13 protein-coding genes are annotated in these 15,689 nt (G+C 62.0%); 8 read left to right on the plus strand and 5 right to left on the minus strand.

From position 1 onward, the window contains the following. Positions 1-168 precede the first annotated feature (168 nt). A complete protein-coding gene (gene ltaE, locus DVJ77_RS05065; protein WP_114844398.1) occupies positions 169-1,185 on the plus strand; it encodes a low-specificity L-threonine aldolase in 1,017 nt (338 codons plus the stop codon). Positions 1,186-1,236: 51 nt separating this feature from the next. On the opposite strand, the gene DVJ77_RS05070 is transcribed toward ltaE, so the two are convergent. Both DVJ77_RS05070 and DVJ77_RS05075 read right to left on the minus strand, forming a co-directional pair. After that, positions 1,237-2,490, minus strand: a complete 1,254-nt coding sequence (locus DVJ77_RS05070) for a polyhydroxyalkanoate depolymerase (protein WP_114844399.1) — start codon at positions 2,488-2,490, stop codon at positions 1,237-1,239. A 123-nt stretch (positions 2,491-2,613) separates the two neighbouring features. Next, entirely contained in the window at positions 2,614-3,105 is a 492-nt protein-coding gene (locus DVJ77_RS05075) for an RDD family protein (RefSeq protein WP_114844722.1), read from the minus strand. Positions 3,106-3,131: 26 nt separating this feature from the next. Between DVJ77_RS05075 and xerD the strand changes: the two genes are divergently transcribed. The 7 genes from xerD (at position 3,132) to DVJ77_RS05110 (ending at position 12,468) form a co-directional block, all read left to right on the plus strand. Then, positions 3,132-4,061, plus strand: coding sequence for a site-specific tyrosine recombinase XerD (gene xerD, locus DVJ77_RS05080; RefSeq protein ID WP_114844400.1), 930 nt, complete (start codon positions 3,132-3,134; stop codon positions 4,059-4,061). Positions 4,062-4,158: 97 nt separating this feature from the next. After that, positions 4,159-4,917, plus strand: coding sequence for a thioredoxin fold domain-containing protein (locus tag DVJ77_RS05085; RefSeq protein WP_114844401.1), 759 nt, complete (start codon positions 4,159-4,161; stop codon positions 4,915-4,917). A gap of 120 nt (positions 4,918-5,037) precedes the next feature. Then, positions 5,038-8,925 (plus strand): phosphoribosylformylglycinamidine synthase, encoded by a 3,888-nt coding sequence (gene purL / locus DVJ77_RS05090; protein ID WP_114844402.1) that lies wholly within the window; start codon positions 5,038-5,040, stop codon positions 8,923-8,925. Between the two features lie 33 nt (positions 8,926-8,958). Beyond that, positions 8,959-9,681, plus strand: coding sequence for a hypothetical protein (locus tag DVJ77_RS05095; RefSeq protein WP_114844403.1), 723 nt, complete (start codon positions 8,959-8,961; stop codon positions 9,679-9,681). A gap of 459 nt (positions 9,682-10,140) precedes the next feature. Beyond that, positions 10,141-11,055 (plus strand): glycosyltransferase family 2 protein, encoded by a 915-nt coding sequence (locus DVJ77_RS05100; RefSeq protein ID WP_114844404.1) that lies wholly within the window; start codon positions 10,141-10,143, stop codon positions 11,053-11,055. After that, complete coding sequence (locus DVJ77_RS05105) at positions 11,052-11,960, plus strand: DMT family transporter (RefSeq protein ID WP_114844405.1); 909 nt, start codon at positions 11,052-11,054, stop codon at positions 11,958-11,960. Before DVJ77_RS05100 ends, DVJ77_RS05105 begins: the two co-directional genes overlap by 4 nt. An 82-nt stretch (positions 11,961-12,042) precedes the next feature. Further along, positions 12,043-12,468 carry a nuclear transport factor 2 family protein gene (locus tag DVJ77_RS05110; protein WP_114844406.1) on the plus strand — a complete coding sequence of 142 codons (426 nt, stop codon included), beginning with the start codon at positions 12,043-12,045 and terminating at the stop codon, positions 12,466-12,468. A 14-nt stretch (positions 12,469-12,482) separates the two neighbouring features. Here DVJ77_RS05110 and DVJ77_RS05115 read toward each other — a convergent pair whose 3' ends face one another. The 3 genes from DVJ77_RS05115 to DVJ77_RS05125 form a co-directional block, all read right to left on the minus strand. Continuing rightward, the gene (locus DVJ77_RS05115) at positions 12,483-13,010 is read right to left on the minus strand and encodes a DUF2127 domain-containing protein (RefSeq protein ID WP_114844407.1); all 528 of its coding nucleotides are present in this window, start codon (positions 13,008-13,010) and stop codon (positions 12,483-12,485) included. A 166-nt stretch (positions 13,011-13,176) separates the two neighbouring features. Next, a complete protein-coding gene (locus DVJ77_RS05120) occupies positions 13,177-13,392 on the minus strand; it encodes a YbdD/YjiX family protein (protein WP_191983663.1) in 216 nt (71 codons plus the stop codon). A gap of 4 nt (positions 13,393-13,396) precedes the next feature. Further along, the gene (locus tag DVJ77_RS05125; RefSeq protein ID WP_114844408.1) at positions 13,397-15,448 is read right to left on the minus strand and encodes a carbon starvation CstA family protein; all 2,052 of its coding nucleotides are present in this window, start codon (positions 15,446-15,448) and stop codon (positions 13,397-13,399) included. Positions 15,449-15,689 lie beyond the last annotated feature (241 nt).

Raw genomic sequence — 15,689 nt, forward strand, 5'->3', positions numbered from 1 at the left:
CGGCAGGAGGTCGAAAGCCCGCCGCAGGCGAACCAGCGAGCAAAAACCTATATCCACGCGAACACACCACTAACCCCATAGGCGCTCTTCAAGGCGCTTGTCTGCTTGCCTCAACCTCCCCAATCGCGCCAAGCTCCAGCACTTCACCAAAGCTTGAGAGGTGCAACCGTGGCATGGGTAGACCTGCGCAGCGACACCGTGACCCACCCCACCCCCGCCATGCGCGCGGCGATGCTGACGGCCGAAGTAGGCGATGACGTATATGGCGAAGACCCCACGGTCAACGCCTTACAGCAACGCATGGCCGCTGACCTGGGTTTCGAGGCGGCGCTATTCGTACCTACCGGCACGCAGTCGAACCTGCTGGCCTTGATGGCGCACTGTGAGCGGGGCGACGAATACCTGGTCGGCACCGATGCGCATACTTACAAATTCGAAGGCGGCGGCGCGGCCGTGCTCGGTTCGATCCAGCCGCAGCCGATTCCGCATGACATCGACGGCACGCTGCCGTTGGACAAGCTTGCCGCGGCGATCAAGCCGATCGACCCGCATTTCGCGCGCACCCGATTGCTGGCGCTGGAAAACACCTGGCATGGCCGCGTGTTGCCGCTGGACTATTTGCGTGCGGCACATGACTTTGCGCGCGAGCGTGGGCTGGCTATACATCTCGATGGCGCACGGATATTCAACGCGGCGGTGGCCGGCGGCGTTCCGGCGCGCGAGATTGCGCAGCATTTCGATAGCGTGTCGGTGTGTTTGTCCAAGGGGCTGGGCGCACCGGTGGGCTCGGTGTTGCTTGGTTCGGCTGTCGTGGTCGAGAAAGCGCGGCGCTGGCGCAAGGTCGCTGGTGGCGGCTGGCGCCAGGCCGGCATGCTCGCGGCGGCGGCCGGCTATGCGCTCGATCATCACGTTGCGCGACTTGCCGATGACCACCGGCGCGCTGTCACGCTATCGAGGCAGCTAGGCGATGTTCCAGGTATCAAGTTGCTTGGCCAGCACACGAACATGGTGTTTATCGATGTGCCGGCTGACCGCCTGCGCGAATTGGACGTCCATCTGCGCGCTGCCAGTGTGCGCATCAGCATCGGGTATTTGCCGACGCTGCGGCTGGTGACGCACCTGGATATTGACGATGAGGGTATCGCCAGGACCGTGGAAGCGTTCCGCGCGTTTTTCACCGTCTAGCGCGTGTGCCACCTCCCCCTGCCAGCAGGGGGAGGTGCAAGGCGCTTCGCCTCAAGCTTCAGCGCGATCGAACTGCCGAATAAAGTCGCGCACCTGCGGATAAACCACCTCGCGCCAGCGGCGGCCGCTGAAAATACCGTAGTGGCCCGCACCTTCGATCATCTTGTGCGCACGTCGTTTGGCGGGGATGCCGCTGCATAGATCATGCGCTGCTTCGGTCTGTCCACGACCGGAGATATCGTCCAGTTCGCCTTCGATAGTGAGCAGGGCGCTGGTCTTGATTGCACTTGGCTTGACCCGCTCGCCTGCAACGTCCCACAGGCCGCGCGGCAGCAGGAATTGCTGGAACACCGTGCTGATGGTGTCGAGATAAAACTCGGCCGGCATATCGAGCACGGCGTTGTATTCGTCGTAGAACTTGCGATGCGCCTGGGCGTCGTCCAGATCGCCACGCAACAGGTCTTGGTAGAAATCCCAGTGCGAGTTGAAATGGCGGCTGGGGTTCATCGCGATAAAGCCGGCGTGCTGCAGAAAACCGGGATAAACCTCGCGACCGTGACCGGGATAGTTGGTCGGCACGGTGTGAATCACGTTGCCCTTGAACCAACTCAGCGGCTGCGTGGTGGCGAGGTTGTTGACGCCGGTGGGGTTGCTGCGCGGCTCGATCGGACCACCCATCATGGTCAGGCTGAGCGGGGTGTCTTCGCCGCGTGCGGCCATCAGCGATACGGCAGCCAGCACGGGTACGGTAGGCTGACAAACCGAGATCACATGTACGTTCTTTGCGCCGATATGGCGAATGAACTGCTCGATGCAGGCGATGTAGTCGTCGAGATGAAAGCCGCCATGCGACGTCGGCACCATGCGCGCGTCGACCCAGTCGGTGATGTAGACCTTGTGGTCGGCCAGCAGCGAGCGCACGGTGTCGCGCAGCAAGGTGGAGTGATGGCCGGACAGTGGTGCGACGACCAGTACCACCGGGTCGCTCTTCATCTTTTCGATGCTGTCGGGATGATCGCTGAAACGCTTGAATCGCTTGAGCTGGCAAAACGGGGTATCGAGGGCGGTCTGTTCGACGACGGCGATAGTGTGGCCGTGGGCGACGACGTTATGGATGCCGAACTCCGGCTTTTCGTATTCCTTGCCCAGCCGATGGATCAGTTCGTAGCCCGCCGCCATGCGCTGTGCGCCGGGGAATTGCGCCATCAGGCTGCCTTGGTCGGTCAACATGCGGGCACTGGCTTGGGCGTAGTAACTCAGCGGACCAAGAAAGGAGCGCTGCCACTCGTGGATCTGATAGAGCATCGGGGAGGGCCGGGGTGTTCGAAAGACATGATCTTAGCTGGTTTGGTTCTGTCGTGCTGCGCTGCCGCATGAGTGAGGCGTCAGCTCAAATCAAGTGCTTAGACCAGCTTTCAGATCAGCCGGTCAGATCAGTCGAATCTCAGTACCGGCCGCGACATCGTGCAAGGCGCGGCGGCGGCGGTCGACCAAGCCGAATGCGAACCATAGGCCCCAGGCCATCAGCACCGCCCATAGCGCACCGCGCAAGCCGAGCCACGGGTGCAGCTCCAGCAACAATATGGGCAGCGCGGCGACGATCAGCCGAATCAGCGCCTGTCGCAGCGAGGGTTTGCCGCCATCGTTTGCAGTGACGCGGATGCGCCAGGGCCGCATGCCCAGGGTCTGCCCGCCGCGCAGCCACGAGGCGATGAAATAAGCCGAAATCGTCAGGTACTCCACCGGCTGAAACCACCAGGTCAACGGTTTGCCGTGCGCGTCGAATAACTGGCCGCCGGTAAGCAATTGGCAGAACAGACCCGTGCAGGCGGCTATCGCAATCACCGCAAGCAAGTCATAAACCAGCGCGAGCAAACGGCGCCAAAGCGGGCAGGGCAAGGATTGAGTCGCTGTATTCATGAGTTCGCTTGCGTCGGGCGCGCGCAATGGCCAGCATCGCGCAGATGAAAGAAGAAGCCGCAAGTATTACCGAAGCCGATCAACAGAGCATCGCTGCCTTTATCGAGCGCATATGGTCCGAAGACGGTTTGGCCGATCAGACACTCGAAGCCTATCGGCGCGATCTGGAAGGCTTGGCTCGGTGGCTGGCCGGGCGTGGACGTGGTTTGCAAGCCGCCCGGCGCGAGGATTTATCGGCCTATCACGGCAGCCAGCCGGTGGCGGTGCGTTCGATGGCGCGGCGGCAGTCGTCGTTTCGCCGTTACTACGGCTGGCTGGTGCGCAACCAGGCGGGATACGAAGACCCCACCTTGCTGATCGAGCGCCCGCGCATGCCGCGCGGCTTACCCAAGGCCTTGGCCGAGCGCGAGATCGAAGGCCTGTTGAATGCGCCGGATCTTGCCGGCACCCTGGGTTTGCGCGATCGCGCGATGCTGGAGTTGATGTATGCCTCGGGCCTGCGTGTGTCCGAGCTGGTCGACTTGCCATTGGCCGGGCTCAATACGCGCCAGGGCGTGCTGCGCGTTACCGGCAAGGGCGGCAAAGACCGGCTGGTGCCGGTAGGTGAGGTGGCGCTGGAGCATATCGAGGCTTATCTCGCCGGCGCACGGCCGGTGTTGGCCAAGGGCAAGCAACCGCCGGCGCTGTTCTTGAGCCAGCGCGGCGAGGGTATGACGCGGCAGATGTTCTGGACCCTGGTAAAGCGTTACGCGATCAAGATCGGAATCAACCCCAAGCGCATCTCGCCGCATGTGCTGCGGCACTCCTTCGCTACCCATCTGCTCAATCACGGCGCCGATCTGCGCGCATTGCAAATGCTGCTCGGCCACAGCTCGCTCAGCACTACGCAGATCTACACTCTGGTAGCGAAAGAAGGCTTGAAGCGGCTGCATGCGCAGCATCATCCCAGGGGGTGAACACGCCGTTTTGACAAGCGGTTACGGCCATTTGTGCGAGAATCGAACCCTTCCGCCGGCAATCCTGTGTGCGGAACCGATGCAAGCGAGGTTTGCGATGTTGAAGAAATGGATGCTGGCCCTGTGTGCCGGTGGTTTCGCGCTCGGTGCCTGCGCGGCCGACGATGGCGCTACCGCGACGAGCCCCGAGGGCGTCGTGCGCCAGGCGTTGTTCGGGCTTGCTCCCAAAGCGCAGATCGACTCGATCAAGCCGTCACCGCTGCCGGGCTTTTATCAGGTGATTGCCTCCGGCCAGTTGGTCTTTGTCAGCAACGACGGCAAATACATGGTGAATGGCAATGTGGTTGATCTGAGCAGCAAAAAAGACGTCAGCGATGCGGCCTGGGCCGATTTTCGCAAGGCCGAGCTGGCCAAGTTGCCGGTCGCCCAGCGCATCGTGTTCGCGCCGGCCAACCCCAAGCACACGGTGATCGTGTTTACCGACGTCAACTGCGGCTATTGCCGCTCGCTGCACGAGCACATCGGCGATTTCAACAAGGCGGGTATTGCGGTGGAGTACATTGCCTGGCCACGCGAAGGCGTCACCAGCACCTCCGGCAAAGAAACGCCGACGTATACCGAGATGTCGTCGGTATGGTGCGCGGCCGACCGCAATGCAGCCTTCAGCGCCGCCATCAAGGGCGCGCAGCCCAAGCCGGAGAGCTGCGCGAATCCGGTCAAAGACCAATTCAATCTTGGCCTCAAGCTAGGCATTACCGGTACCCCGACCATCATTGCCGCCGATGGCAGCATCGTGGGCGGTTATGTCACGGCAGATCAATTGCTTAAGGCGTTGGATAAGCGCAAGAGCGGCTGATTGAAACCGGCGCTTTTCTTCCCTCGTTGCTATTTGCGCAGGGGGGAAGGAGAGCGGCGGCCGGCTTGGGGTACAATGTGCGACTTCTTCGCCGCATAGCGCGTTAGCGCCGGTCCCCGCATGATCGCACTCGACGGGCAAAGCGCCCTTTCGCCGTTTCGCCTCGAACGTTTGAACGCCCGCCTGGATGCCTTGCATCGCGGCACACGTGTGCAAGCCGCCTGGCATGTCTATTTCATCGACGCCGATACCGCGCCGGAAGGCGAGCTGCGCCAGCGCCTGCTAGAGGTATTGGAGGCCAAGGACGCCGCGCCCGAGCCCGCCTCGCTGTGGGTAGTGCCGCGTTTCGGCACCATCTCGCCGTGGTCGAGCAAGGCCACCGACATCCTGCATGACGCCGGTTTCGCGGTGCACCGGGTAGAGCGTGGCCTGGCCTGGCAGATCGCCAGTTTGCCGGCCGCCGATGCACCCGGCTACGAGGCGGTGATGGCCGTGCTATGCGACGCCATGACGCAGTCGGTGTTGACCCGCATCGAGGATGCGCAGAAGCTGTTTCTTGTCGGTAAGCCGGGCGATCTGGTGCATATCGCACTGGGCAGCCATGCCCGTGCCGCCCTGGCCAAGGCGAATGCCGAACTGGGGCTGGCCCTGGCTGAGGACGAGATCGACTACCTCGCCGAGCGTTACGCCGAACTGGGCCGCGACCCCACCGATGCCGAGCTTTTCATGTTCGCCCAGGCGAACTCCGAGCATTGCCGGCACAAGGTGTTCAATGCGAGCTGGACGCTGGACGGCGAAGCGCAGGATAAAACCCTGTTCGGCATGATTAAGAACACCCACCAGCATTCGCCTGCGCACACGTTGTCCGCCTACAAGGACAATGCGGCGGTGATCGAGGGCAACGAAGGCAAGCGTTTTTTTGCCGACCAAGACGGCGTATGGCGTTCGCACGCGGAGCGTATCGACTACGCAATCAAGGTAGAGACACATAACCATCCGACCGCTATCGCACCATGGCCCGGCGCGGCCACCGGTGCCGGCGGCGAGATTCGCGACGAGGGCGCTACCGGCCGTGGCGCCAAGCCCAAGGCCGGGCTCACCGGTTTCTCGGTGTCCGATTTGCGCATCCCCGGCCACCCGCAGCCGTGGGAGGTGAATCGCCCACTGCCGCCGCGCATGGCTACGGCGTTCGAAATCATGCGCGATGGCCCGCTCGGTGCCGCCGCCTTCAATAACGAATTCGGCCGCCCTTGTTTGGGTGGCTATTTCCGTACCTACGAGCACGAGACCAGTGAAGCCGGCCTGCGCCGCGGCTATGACAAGCCGATCATGATTGCCGGCGGTCTGGCGAATATGCGCGCCGATCATGTGCAAAAGCGCGACGTGCAGCCGGGCAATAAGGTGATCGTGCTGGGCGGCCCGGCGATGCTGATCGGCCTGGGTGGCGGTGCCGCCTCGTCGGTAGCATCGGGCGCGTCCAGCGCCGAGCTCGATTTCGCCTCGGTGCAGCGCGATAACGCCGAGATGGAGCGACGCTGCCAGCAAGTGATCGACGCCTGTTGGGCACGTGGCGAGCACAACCCTATCGTCAGCATCCACGACGTCGGCGCAGGCGGTTTGTCCAACGCGATTCCCGAACTGCTCAACGATGCCGGCGTCGGTGGCGATATCGATTTGTCCGCGATCCCTTGCGATGACCCGCAGTTGTCGCCGATGCAGGTATGGAGCAACGAATCGCAAGAGCGCTATGTGCTGGCGATCGGTGTCGGCGAGCTGGCCGAATTCGAAGCGTACTGCGTGCGCGAACGCTGCCCGTATGCCGTTGTCGGCGATGCCACGGCGGCGCGTCATCTGCGCGTGCGCGATCCGCGCCGTGACCTCACCGTCATCGATTTGCCGATGGATGTGCTGTTCGGTAAGCCGCCGCGCATGCATCGCGATGCCAAGCGGGTAAAACCACGTGTCGATGTGGTGCCCGATCTGACCGGCATCGGCATGGACGGGGCGTTGTTGCGCGTGCTGCGCCTGCCCACCGTAGGCAGCAAGAGTTTTCTCATCACCATTGGCGACCGCACGGTCGGCGGCCTCAATCATCGCGATCCGATGGTCGGTCCGTGGCAAGTGCCGGTGGCCGATTGTGCCGTCACCATTTCGGATTTCGACGGCTATGCCGGTGAAGCGATGGCGATTGCCGAGCGCGCTCCGGTGGCCTTGCTCAGCAGTGCCGATGCGGCGCGCTTGGCGGTAGGCGAGGCGATCACCAATCTGGCGGCGGCCTCGATTGCCTCGCTAGGCGAAGTGCGCCTGTCGGCCAACTGGATGGCCGCGGTGAATCATCCGGGCGAAGACGCTGCCTTGTTCGATGCGGTCAAAGCGATCGGCATGGAGCTATGCCCCGAACTCGATATCTCGATTCCCGTCGGCAAAGACTCTTTGTCGATGCAAACCGTGTGGCAGGACGGCGATACGCCGCAGCGCACGGTGTCGCCGGTGTCGCTGGTTATCACCGGTTTTGCACGCGTCGACGATGTGCGTCGCACGCTTACGCCGCAGCTTCGCCTTGATCGTGGCGATTCCGATCTATGGTTGCTCGACCTTGGTGCGGGTCACGATCGTCTCGGTAGCTCCGCGCTGACGCAAGTGTTCAACCGCAGTGGCGGTGTGCCGCCGGATCTGGACGATGCCAAGCAGCTCAAGGCGCTGTTCGATCTGGTGCAAGAGGCGAATCGCGGTGGTCTGCTGCTGGCTTATCACGACCGCTCCGATGGCGGTGTCATCGTCACCTTGCTGGAAATGGCCTTTGCCGGTCATTGCGGTCTGGAGATTCATCTGGACGGTTGGGGCGAGGCGACCTTGCGCGCTTTGTTCAACGAAGAACTCGGTGCGGTTATGCAGGTGGCCAGCGCCAATCGCGAGGCCTTCGAGGCGCTGTTGGTCAAGTACGGCCTGGCCGGTCTGTGCACGCGCATCGGGCGCCCGAAAGAAAAACTCGGCATCAAGCTTTTCCTGGCCGGCGACACGTTATTCAAATGGAATTGGACCACCTTGTTCGAAGCCTGGAACGAAACCAGCTACGCGATGCAGCGATTGCGCGATAACCCGCTCAGCGCCGATGCCGAACAAAAATGGCGGCTGGACGATGCCGATCCAGGTATCAGCCCCAAGCTCACGTTTAATCCCGCCGAAGATATCGCTGCGCCATTGAACGTCCATGACGTTATCAGTGCAGGCGCCAGCATGAACTCGCGACCGCGCGTGGCGATATTCCGCGAGCAAGGTGTCAACGGGCAAGTCGAAATGGCCGCCGCGTTCACCCGCGCGGGCTTCGAAGCGGTAGACGTCCATATGTCCGATCTAGCCAGCGGCCGGATCAAGCTGGCGGATTTCCGTGGACTGGCCGCTTGCGGCGGTTTCTCCTACGGCGATGTACTCGGCGCCGGCCGCGGCTGGGCGACATCGATTCTGTACAACGACTACCTGCGTGCCGAGTTCTCCGCCTTCTTCGCCGACCCCGAGAAATTTGCGCTGGGCGTTTGCAACGGCTGCCAGATGATGAGCCAGCTCAAGGAGATCATCCCCGGTGCGCAGCATTGGCCGAAGTTCCTGCGCAATGCCTCCGAGCAATACGAGGCGCGCCTGGCGACGCTGGAAGTGCTCGATACGCCGAGCATCTTCTTCAAGGGCATGGCCGGTTCGCGCATCCCGGTGGCGGTAGCGCATGGCGAAGGTCGCGTGAGCTTTCCGCAAGCGTGCAGCCCGTCGAAGTCCAGCGCTGCACTGCGCTTTGTCGACAATCGCGGCCGCCCCACCGAAGACTATCCGCTCAATCCGAACGGCTCGCCCGGCGGCCTGGCCGGTTTCACCGCCGCCGATGGTCGCGTGACCATCATGATGCCGCACCCCGAGCGCGTATTCCGCAGCGTGCAGATGAGCTGGCATCCAGAGCAGTGGGGCGAGGATTCGCCGTGGATGCGTATGTTCCGCAATGCGCGGGTGTGGTGCGGCTGATGAACGGTCCCGCGGCTAACGCGCGGGACTGACATGAACCCGCTCGTCGCGCGGTGGTCCACCTGGCTGCTACTGGCTGTGTGGATTGCCCTGCTGGCGATGTTGCCATGGTGGCTGGGCCTGACCTTATTGGTGGCCTTGACGATCAGTGCGATCGCGTTTGCCCATAGTGCTGTCGGCTATGCCAACTGGTGTCGCCGTGGACTGAGGTGGGGTCTGCCCGGTCTGCTGTTTGCCGTACAACGCTCGCTGGGTGGCGATCTACTCGCCTGGGGCATGGCCCTGCTCGGTGCCTTGGTCGGCTTTTCGTTGCTGGCGTTGCTGGAATCTTTGCTTGACCACCAGGTCAACCACACGCCGCAGGCGAAGCCCTCGCCGGAATGGAGCGAGTTGGCGATGGCGCCGCTCGGGCCGCGCGCCAGCATCATTGAACTTCAGCGGGTCAGTTGGCGGGAAATCGAAAGCGTGCTTACCGATCCGCTGGGTGGCCTGGTTCATTACCAGGCTGGGCAATATCGATTTGCTGCGGGGCGTCTTATCGATGGGCTGAGCCCGCGTTGTTGTTTTAGTCCGGGCGGGCGCTGGTTCGTGGCCAGCATGCGTGATGGGCTGGGGGATGTTTTGTGGGATCGCGATGGCGATCGGTTGCATCGGCTGGGTGGGTGGCAGTTGTGTGGGTGGGAGGGGGAGTTGCCTTGGCTGGTGCGGGGGGAGGATGGGGTGCCGGTTGGGTTGGGGGAGGTTTTGGGGGAGTGATTTGGTTTGGTGGGTTCGCTGGGGTTGGGCGACCTGGATCGCCTGCGGCGGGCTTTCGAACCCCTGCCGGGGTCCGAGTCACTTTCTCTTGAGTGGCCAAGAGAAAGTAACCAAAGAGAAGGCCACCCCGCGCGCCGCCCTTCGGGCTTGTGAGGGTCGGCCGGGCTTTTCGACAGGGCTTCCTGCCCTGGCGAAAAGCCCGGCCGACCCTCACCGACGCACAGGGGCCCCAAGGTCAAGAGCAAAAGCAAAAGCAAAAGCAAAAGCAACGTCAAAAGCTGCGAGCGTTGCTTTTGCCCCTCCCCCTACTTGCAGGGGGAGGCTGGGAGGGGGTGAGCTTTCTGCGGCTACAAATAAATCAATAAGCGCAACCCAAGTTCTCTCAAAAGCGCCTGCAGCATTCGGCCTCAGTGACGCCTGCATCGAATAGATCGGAGCGTCCCCATCTATACTTGCGCGGTGAATACAGTTGCCTCTCATGCTTCGCCTCTGGTCGGACCGTTCGCAGTCAGTGTGATCGTGGTGGCCGCAGATAGCGGTCCTTCGCTGCTCGATTGCGCACGGCGGGTTTTGGCCTGCGATGTTCCGCTTGAATTGATTCTGGTGGATAACGGTTCTGGCGATGGTGTGCCGCAGTTGATCGAGCAGCGGCATCAAGCCGATGCACGGCTGCGGGTGATCTACAACCGCGCCAATCTCGGTTTTGGGCCGGCCATGAATCGTGGTGCCGCACAAGCGCGTGGTGATGCGCTCTTGGTGCTCAATCCCGATTGCTTGTTAGAGAGCGATAGCTTGCGCCGCTTACTCGATACGTTGGCTGCGCACCACAAAGCAGGCGTGATCGGTGCCGTGGTCTGCGATGAGCAGGGGGTGGCCGATCCGGCTTCTTATCGACGTGATCCATTGCTGCGCCGTTCGTTGAATACCTTGCTTGGTCGCAGCGGCGATGGCATCAATATCGCGGGGCCGATGCCACAGCAGTTGGTGGAGGCCGAGGCGGTATCGGGAGCGTTGATGCTGATGCCGCGCCCGGTGTTTGCGCAATTGGGTGGGTTCGACGAAGCGTATTTTCTGCATTGCGAAGATCTGGATCTGTGCCGCCGTGTGCGCGATGCCGGTTATCAGGTGCTGCTCGCCGGCGACGTGCGGGTGTTGCACGGCAAGGGCAGTTCCAGCCGGCACCGGCCGGTGTTTGTCAGCCGGCACAAGCATCGTGGCATGTGGCGATGGTTTCGCAAGTTCGATCCGGCGGCGCGTAATCCGTTGCTGGCAGTTATGGTCTGGTCGGGTATCTGGCTGCATTTTTTACTGCAGATACCTGCGCAGTTGACACGTTTGGCGCTGCGTAAACGCGCTGCCGCCAGTAAGCCATGAGTCATGCGCGCACACCGGCGCTTGCCACAGCGGGACTGATCTCGGTCACTGCAATCTGGGGCTCCACTTTTTTCCTTATCAAGGATCTGGTGGAGCGCATGCCGGTGGCGGATTTTCTGGCCGTGCGCTTTGTGATCGCCGCGCTGGCGATGCTGCTGTTGTTTCTGAAGCCGCTGCTGCAGCTTGGCCGCCGCCAGTGGTGGCAGGGGCTGGCGCTGGGTGTGGTGTACGGCGTGGGTCAGTTGTTGCAGACCGCCGGGTTGGAACATACCTCGGCCAGCGTCAGTGGTTTTGTCACCGGCATGTATGTGGTGTTTACGCCGCTGCTCGGCACGGTGCTGTTGCGCCAACGCTTGCCGCCGATAACCTGGATCGCCGTGCTGCTGGCGCTGGGCGGGCTTGCTTTGCTGGCCTTGCATGGGCTCAGCATCGGCTACGGCGTCTGGATCACCCTGGCCTCGGCGCTGCTGTACGGCCTGCATATCGTGGGCCTGGGGCAGTGGTCACGACCTGGCAGTGCGTTTGCGTTGACCACGGTGCAGATGATCGCGGTCGCGGTGGTTTGCCTGTTGGCGACCTTGCCGCATGGGCCTACATGGCCGCCCGATCGCGGCGCCTGGATTGCGGTGGTTTATATGGCCCTCGCCGCCGGTGCCGGCGCGATGCTGATGCAGACCTGGGCACAGGCCCATCTCTCGGCGACCCGAGCAGCCATTGTCATGACGCTGGAGCCGGTGTTTGCCGCTGCTTTTGCGGTGAGCCTGGGGAACGACACCTTGACTTGGCGCATGCTTGTTGGCGGCGCCCTGGTCTTGGCGGCGATGTATCTGGTGGAGTTGGCGCCGCGCCGCAAGGTTGTCGCTGCACAGGACCCTTCGGCAGAGGCGTTGCATCACGAGCTCTAAGGCAGCGGACCTTCAGCACTGGTGTGGGCAACGATGCGTCTGCTGGAATGGCCGTCTCTCAACGTCGCCACGGGTCGGCATCATGCTGCAGTTCAATCGAATCATCGTTGTGTTCGCTGTATGTACGCTGCTGCCCTTGTCCGCCTTGGCCTGCGGCAAATCGAGCGATCCCGAGCAAGTAGTTCAGGCCCAGTTGGATGCCTATAACAAGCATGATGTCGAAGCTATGGCGGCCTGCTACGCGGACGACGTGACGATTGTCGACCTCAGTGGTAAACGTCCTCCGATCAAGGGTATCCCGGCCTTGAAAGAGACCTATGCCTTTCTAGCCAAGGTGCCAAAGACCTTTGCCGCGAAAGTCGTCACGCGCATGGTGAACGGACCGATCGTGATCGACCGCGAGCACGTGATCGGCGTGCCCGAAGACAAGAGCAAGCCGGACCCCATTGCCGTCTATGAAGTGCGTGACGGCAAGATTCTCAATGTGTGGTTTCCGCCGTCGAAGTGAGCCGTTACCGGTGGTCAGTGGCTGACTTCGGCGCTGACCTTGGGTGCGCGCGGCTGCATGGCAATGCGCACCAGATAAATCACGATGGCGATATTGGCCACCAGCACGGCCAGCTTGATCCAGTTAAAGCGCTCCAGCACTTCGTAGAGCTCCAAGGGAATCAGCGAGCCGGTGGCGATCACGGTGAACCACTCCGCCCAGTGCTTGCGCAGCCACAAGCCGATGCCTTCGGTAGCGAAGATCGCCGCATAAACCAGGGCCACGATGCCGATGGCGACGAATTTGCTGGGGCCAAGTGCCTGCAGAATCGAGACCAGCTTCCAGCGCAGGCTGCTGCTGTCGGTCAATGACAAGTGCTCCAGCCAATGCACCAGTCGCTCGAAATTTTGTTGTTGATCCAGGCGAAAAGCCGCGATGGCGATCAAAATCAGGCCAACCGTTTTGATGGCTTTGTAGATCGCGATGACGCGTAAGCCGACATTGTGCTGCGATTCGGCGAATGGGGTGTGCTTCACGGGTTTGCTGCTAGGGGAGTCGGGCATGGGGACGAAGCTTAGAGCCTCTAAAAATCTTTTGGGAGTGAGTGAAGTCTTGTGGCGAGCCAGCACCCCTCCCCAGCGAGCAAGGGAGGGGGCACGAATGAGGCGAGCTTTTCTCATCCCAGGAGGCTGGGAGGGGGGCGGACTATCCAGAAGCCGGAGCCGGCTCCTAGCAGCAGCGCCCACCCGTCCCCTTGTACCGGGCCACCTGCCTTTCGCGGAAAAACTCCGCGTAGCTCGGTACGGTTCGCTCGGGATGATGCTCGCGCAGATGTTTCACATAAACGTCATAGTCGGGAACCCCGCAGCAGAGGCGGGCGGTTTGCACCGCTCGCTTCCATGCCGCCTGCAGGGTCCGCTTGATCGGCGCGATCTTCATCGACATGGCCTCAAGAGCTGACGCTGGATAGCGCCACGTAGGGTTCTTCCTGCGCGGTGGGGTGGTTGGCGCGCCAGGCTTTGACAAGCGCACGCAGGGCGAAGCCGGCCATGCTCAGCACCAGCAGCATGAATAAGCCGGTGAGCACCATGTCGACTGTGTTGTTAGTGATGATTTGATTCATCTCGGCCACACTCTTGGCGGGCGCCAGCAGCTTGCCGTCTTGCAGTGCCTGCGAATATTTCTGCGCGGCGGCGGTAAAGCTGATCGGGCCACTGAGTTTCTGCCAGCCGGCAGTGAGGGTGCATGTGACCAGCCAGATCGCCGGGATGCCCGGTACCCACAGATAGCGCTCGCGTTTGAGTTTCACCATGACCACGCTGGCGAGCATCAACGCGATCGCTGCCAGCATCTGGTTGGCAATGCCGAACAAGGGCCACAAGGTATTGATGCCGCCCAGCGGATCGACGGCGCCCTGATACAGAAAGTAACCCCACAGACCGACGCAGATCATGGTGGCGAGCAAGTTGCCGATCCATGATTCGGTGTGCTTGAGCGGCGCGTAGATCAGACCGGCGATCTCTTGAATCATGAAGCGGCCCACGCGCGTGCCGGCATCCACGGTGGTGAGGATAAACAGCGCCTCGAACAGAATGGCGTAGTGGTACCAGAACGCCATGACCCCCTGGCCGGGAAGAATATTGTGCAGCAACTGCGCCATGCCGACCGCCAAGGTCGGCGCACCGCCGGTACGACTGAGGACGGTCGCTTCACCAATATTCTTGGCGGTATCGAGCAGCTCGGTGGGCGTCACCACAAAGCCCCATTGGCTGATCGTGGCGGCGGCGTCTTGCACGGTGGTGCCGATCAATGCGCCGGGGGAGTTCATCGCGAAGTACACACCCGGATGCAGCGAGGCGGCAGCGATCAACGCCATGATGGCGACAAAGGCCTCCATCAACATGCCGCCGTAGCCGACCATGCGGGCCTCGCCCTCGTTACTGAGCAGCTTAGGTGTGGTGCCGGAGGCGATGATCGAATGCCAGCCTGATACCGCGCCGCAAGCGATGGTGATGAACAGGAACGGAAACAGATTGCCTTGGAACACCGGGCCGGTGCCGTCGATGAACTTGGTCACTGCCGGCATCTGCAGGTTCGGTGCGGCGATGAAGATTGCCAGCGCCAACACCAGTACGGTGCCGATCTTGAGAAAAGTGCTGAGGTAATCGCGCGGCGCCAGCAACAGCCATACCGGCAGCACCGACGCGCAAAAGCCATAGCCGATCAGTAGCCAGGCCATGGTCTTGGCATCGAAATTAAACGCCGCCGCCCATGTTGGCGAAGCGGCTACGTAAGCCCCCGACCAGATCGAGGTAAGCAACAGCACCAGGCCGATGATCGATACCTCCAGAATTCGACCAGGGCGCAGCCAGCGCAAATAGACACCCATCAGCAAAGCGATCGGAATCGTGCAGGCCACGGTAAAGGTGCCCCAGGGGCTATGCGTGAGTGTTTTCACTACCACCAGCGCCAGCACCGCCAGCACGATCATCATCAACACCAGTACGCCGAACATGGCGACGATACCCGGTAGCGCGCCTAGTTCGTCACGCAGCATGTTGCCGAGCGACCGGCCATCGCGGCGCAGCGACAGGCCGAGAATCATGAAATCCTGCACCGCGCCGGCGAACACCACGCCGAACAGAATCCACAGCGTGCCGGGCAGATAACCCATTTGCGCCGCAAGCACCGGGCCGACCAGTGGACCGGCGCCGGCAATGGCGGCGAAATGATGGCCGAACACCACCCAGCGGTCGGTCGGCACGTAGTCCAGGCCATCGTTGCGCAGCACCGCCGGCGTGGCCCGGCTGGGATCCATCCGCAGCACTTTGTAGGCGATGAACTTGCTATAGAAGCGATAGCTGATAACGAATACCGAGATCGCGGCGGCGACCAGCCAGATCGCATTGATCGGCTCGTCGCGGCGTAGCGCCACCACGCCCAGGCAGCACGCACCGATAACGGCGATAACAGCCCAAAGCAATTTGCTTGCTGGGCTCATGGGGGTAACTACCGCTGGAGTATTCCCAGAAGGGGTAGCGACGGTTTGCATGATGGCCTCTCCCTGAACAGACCTTGCAAGAGTCGCCCCCATGGCCGCAGTGGTCAATGCCATGTCGGTTCTGCGGGCATTAGCCTTTGGTCGAATAGGAGCGGTTACGGCAGCCGGTCCCTTTTTGAACAGGCTCTTTGCGAGGCTTTCCCATAGTCACACTGGCAACACCGGCTCGGCGTACACTGCC

Source organism: Dyella tabacisoli (assembly GCF_003350925.1).
Classification (GTDB): Bacteria; Pseudomonadota; Gammaproteobacteria; order Xanthomonadales; family Rhodanobacteraceae; genus Dyella_C; species Dyella_C tabacisoli.

Bases quoted from the DNA above. Each gene is read 5' to 3' on its own strand.
- DVJ77_RS05070 (WP_114844399.1), bottom strand. From the start codon at position 2,490: ATGCTCTATCAGATCCACGAGTGGCAGCGCTCCTTTCTTGGTCCGCTG.
- DVJ77_RS05095 (WP_114844403.1), top strand. From the start codon at position 8,959: ATGAACCCGCTCGTCGCGCGGTGGTCCACCTGGCTGCTACTGGCTGTG.
- DVJ77_RS05105 (WP_114844405.1), top strand. From the start codon at position 11,052: ATGAGTCATGCGCGCACACCGGCGCTTGCCACAGCGGGACTGATCTCG.
- DVJ77_RS05075 (WP_114844722.1), bottom strand. From the start codon at position 3,105: ATGAATACAGCGACTCAATCCTTGCCCTGCCCGCTTTGGCGCCGTTTG.
- DVJ77_RS05085 (WP_114844401.1), top strand. From the start codon at position 4,159: ATGTTGAAGAAATGGATGCTGGCCCTGTGTGCCGGTGGTTTCGCGCTC.
- purL (WP_114844402.1), top strand. From the start codon at position 5,038: ATGATCGCACTCGACGGGCAAAGCGCCCTTTCGCCGTTTCGCCTCGAA.
- DVJ77_RS05125 (WP_114844408.1), bottom strand. From the start codon at position 15,448: ATGAGCCCAGCAAGCAAATTGCTTTGGGCTGTTATCGCCGTTATCGGT.
- DVJ77_RS05110 (WP_114844406.1), top strand. From the start codon at position 12,043: ATGCTGCAGTTCAATCGAATCATCGTTGTGTTCGCTGTATGTACGCTG.
- DVJ77_RS05120 (WP_191983663.1), bottom strand. From the start codon at position 13,392: ATGTCGATGAAGATCGCGCCGATCAAGCGGACCCTGCAGGCGGCATGG.
- xerD (WP_114844400.1), top strand. From the start codon at position 3,132: ATGGCCAGCATCGCGCAGATGAAAGAAGAAGCCGCAAGTATTACCGAA.
- DVJ77_RS05115 (WP_114844407.1), bottom strand. From the start codon at position 13,010: ATGCCCGACTCCCCTAGCAGCAAACCCGTGAAGCACACCCCATTCGCC.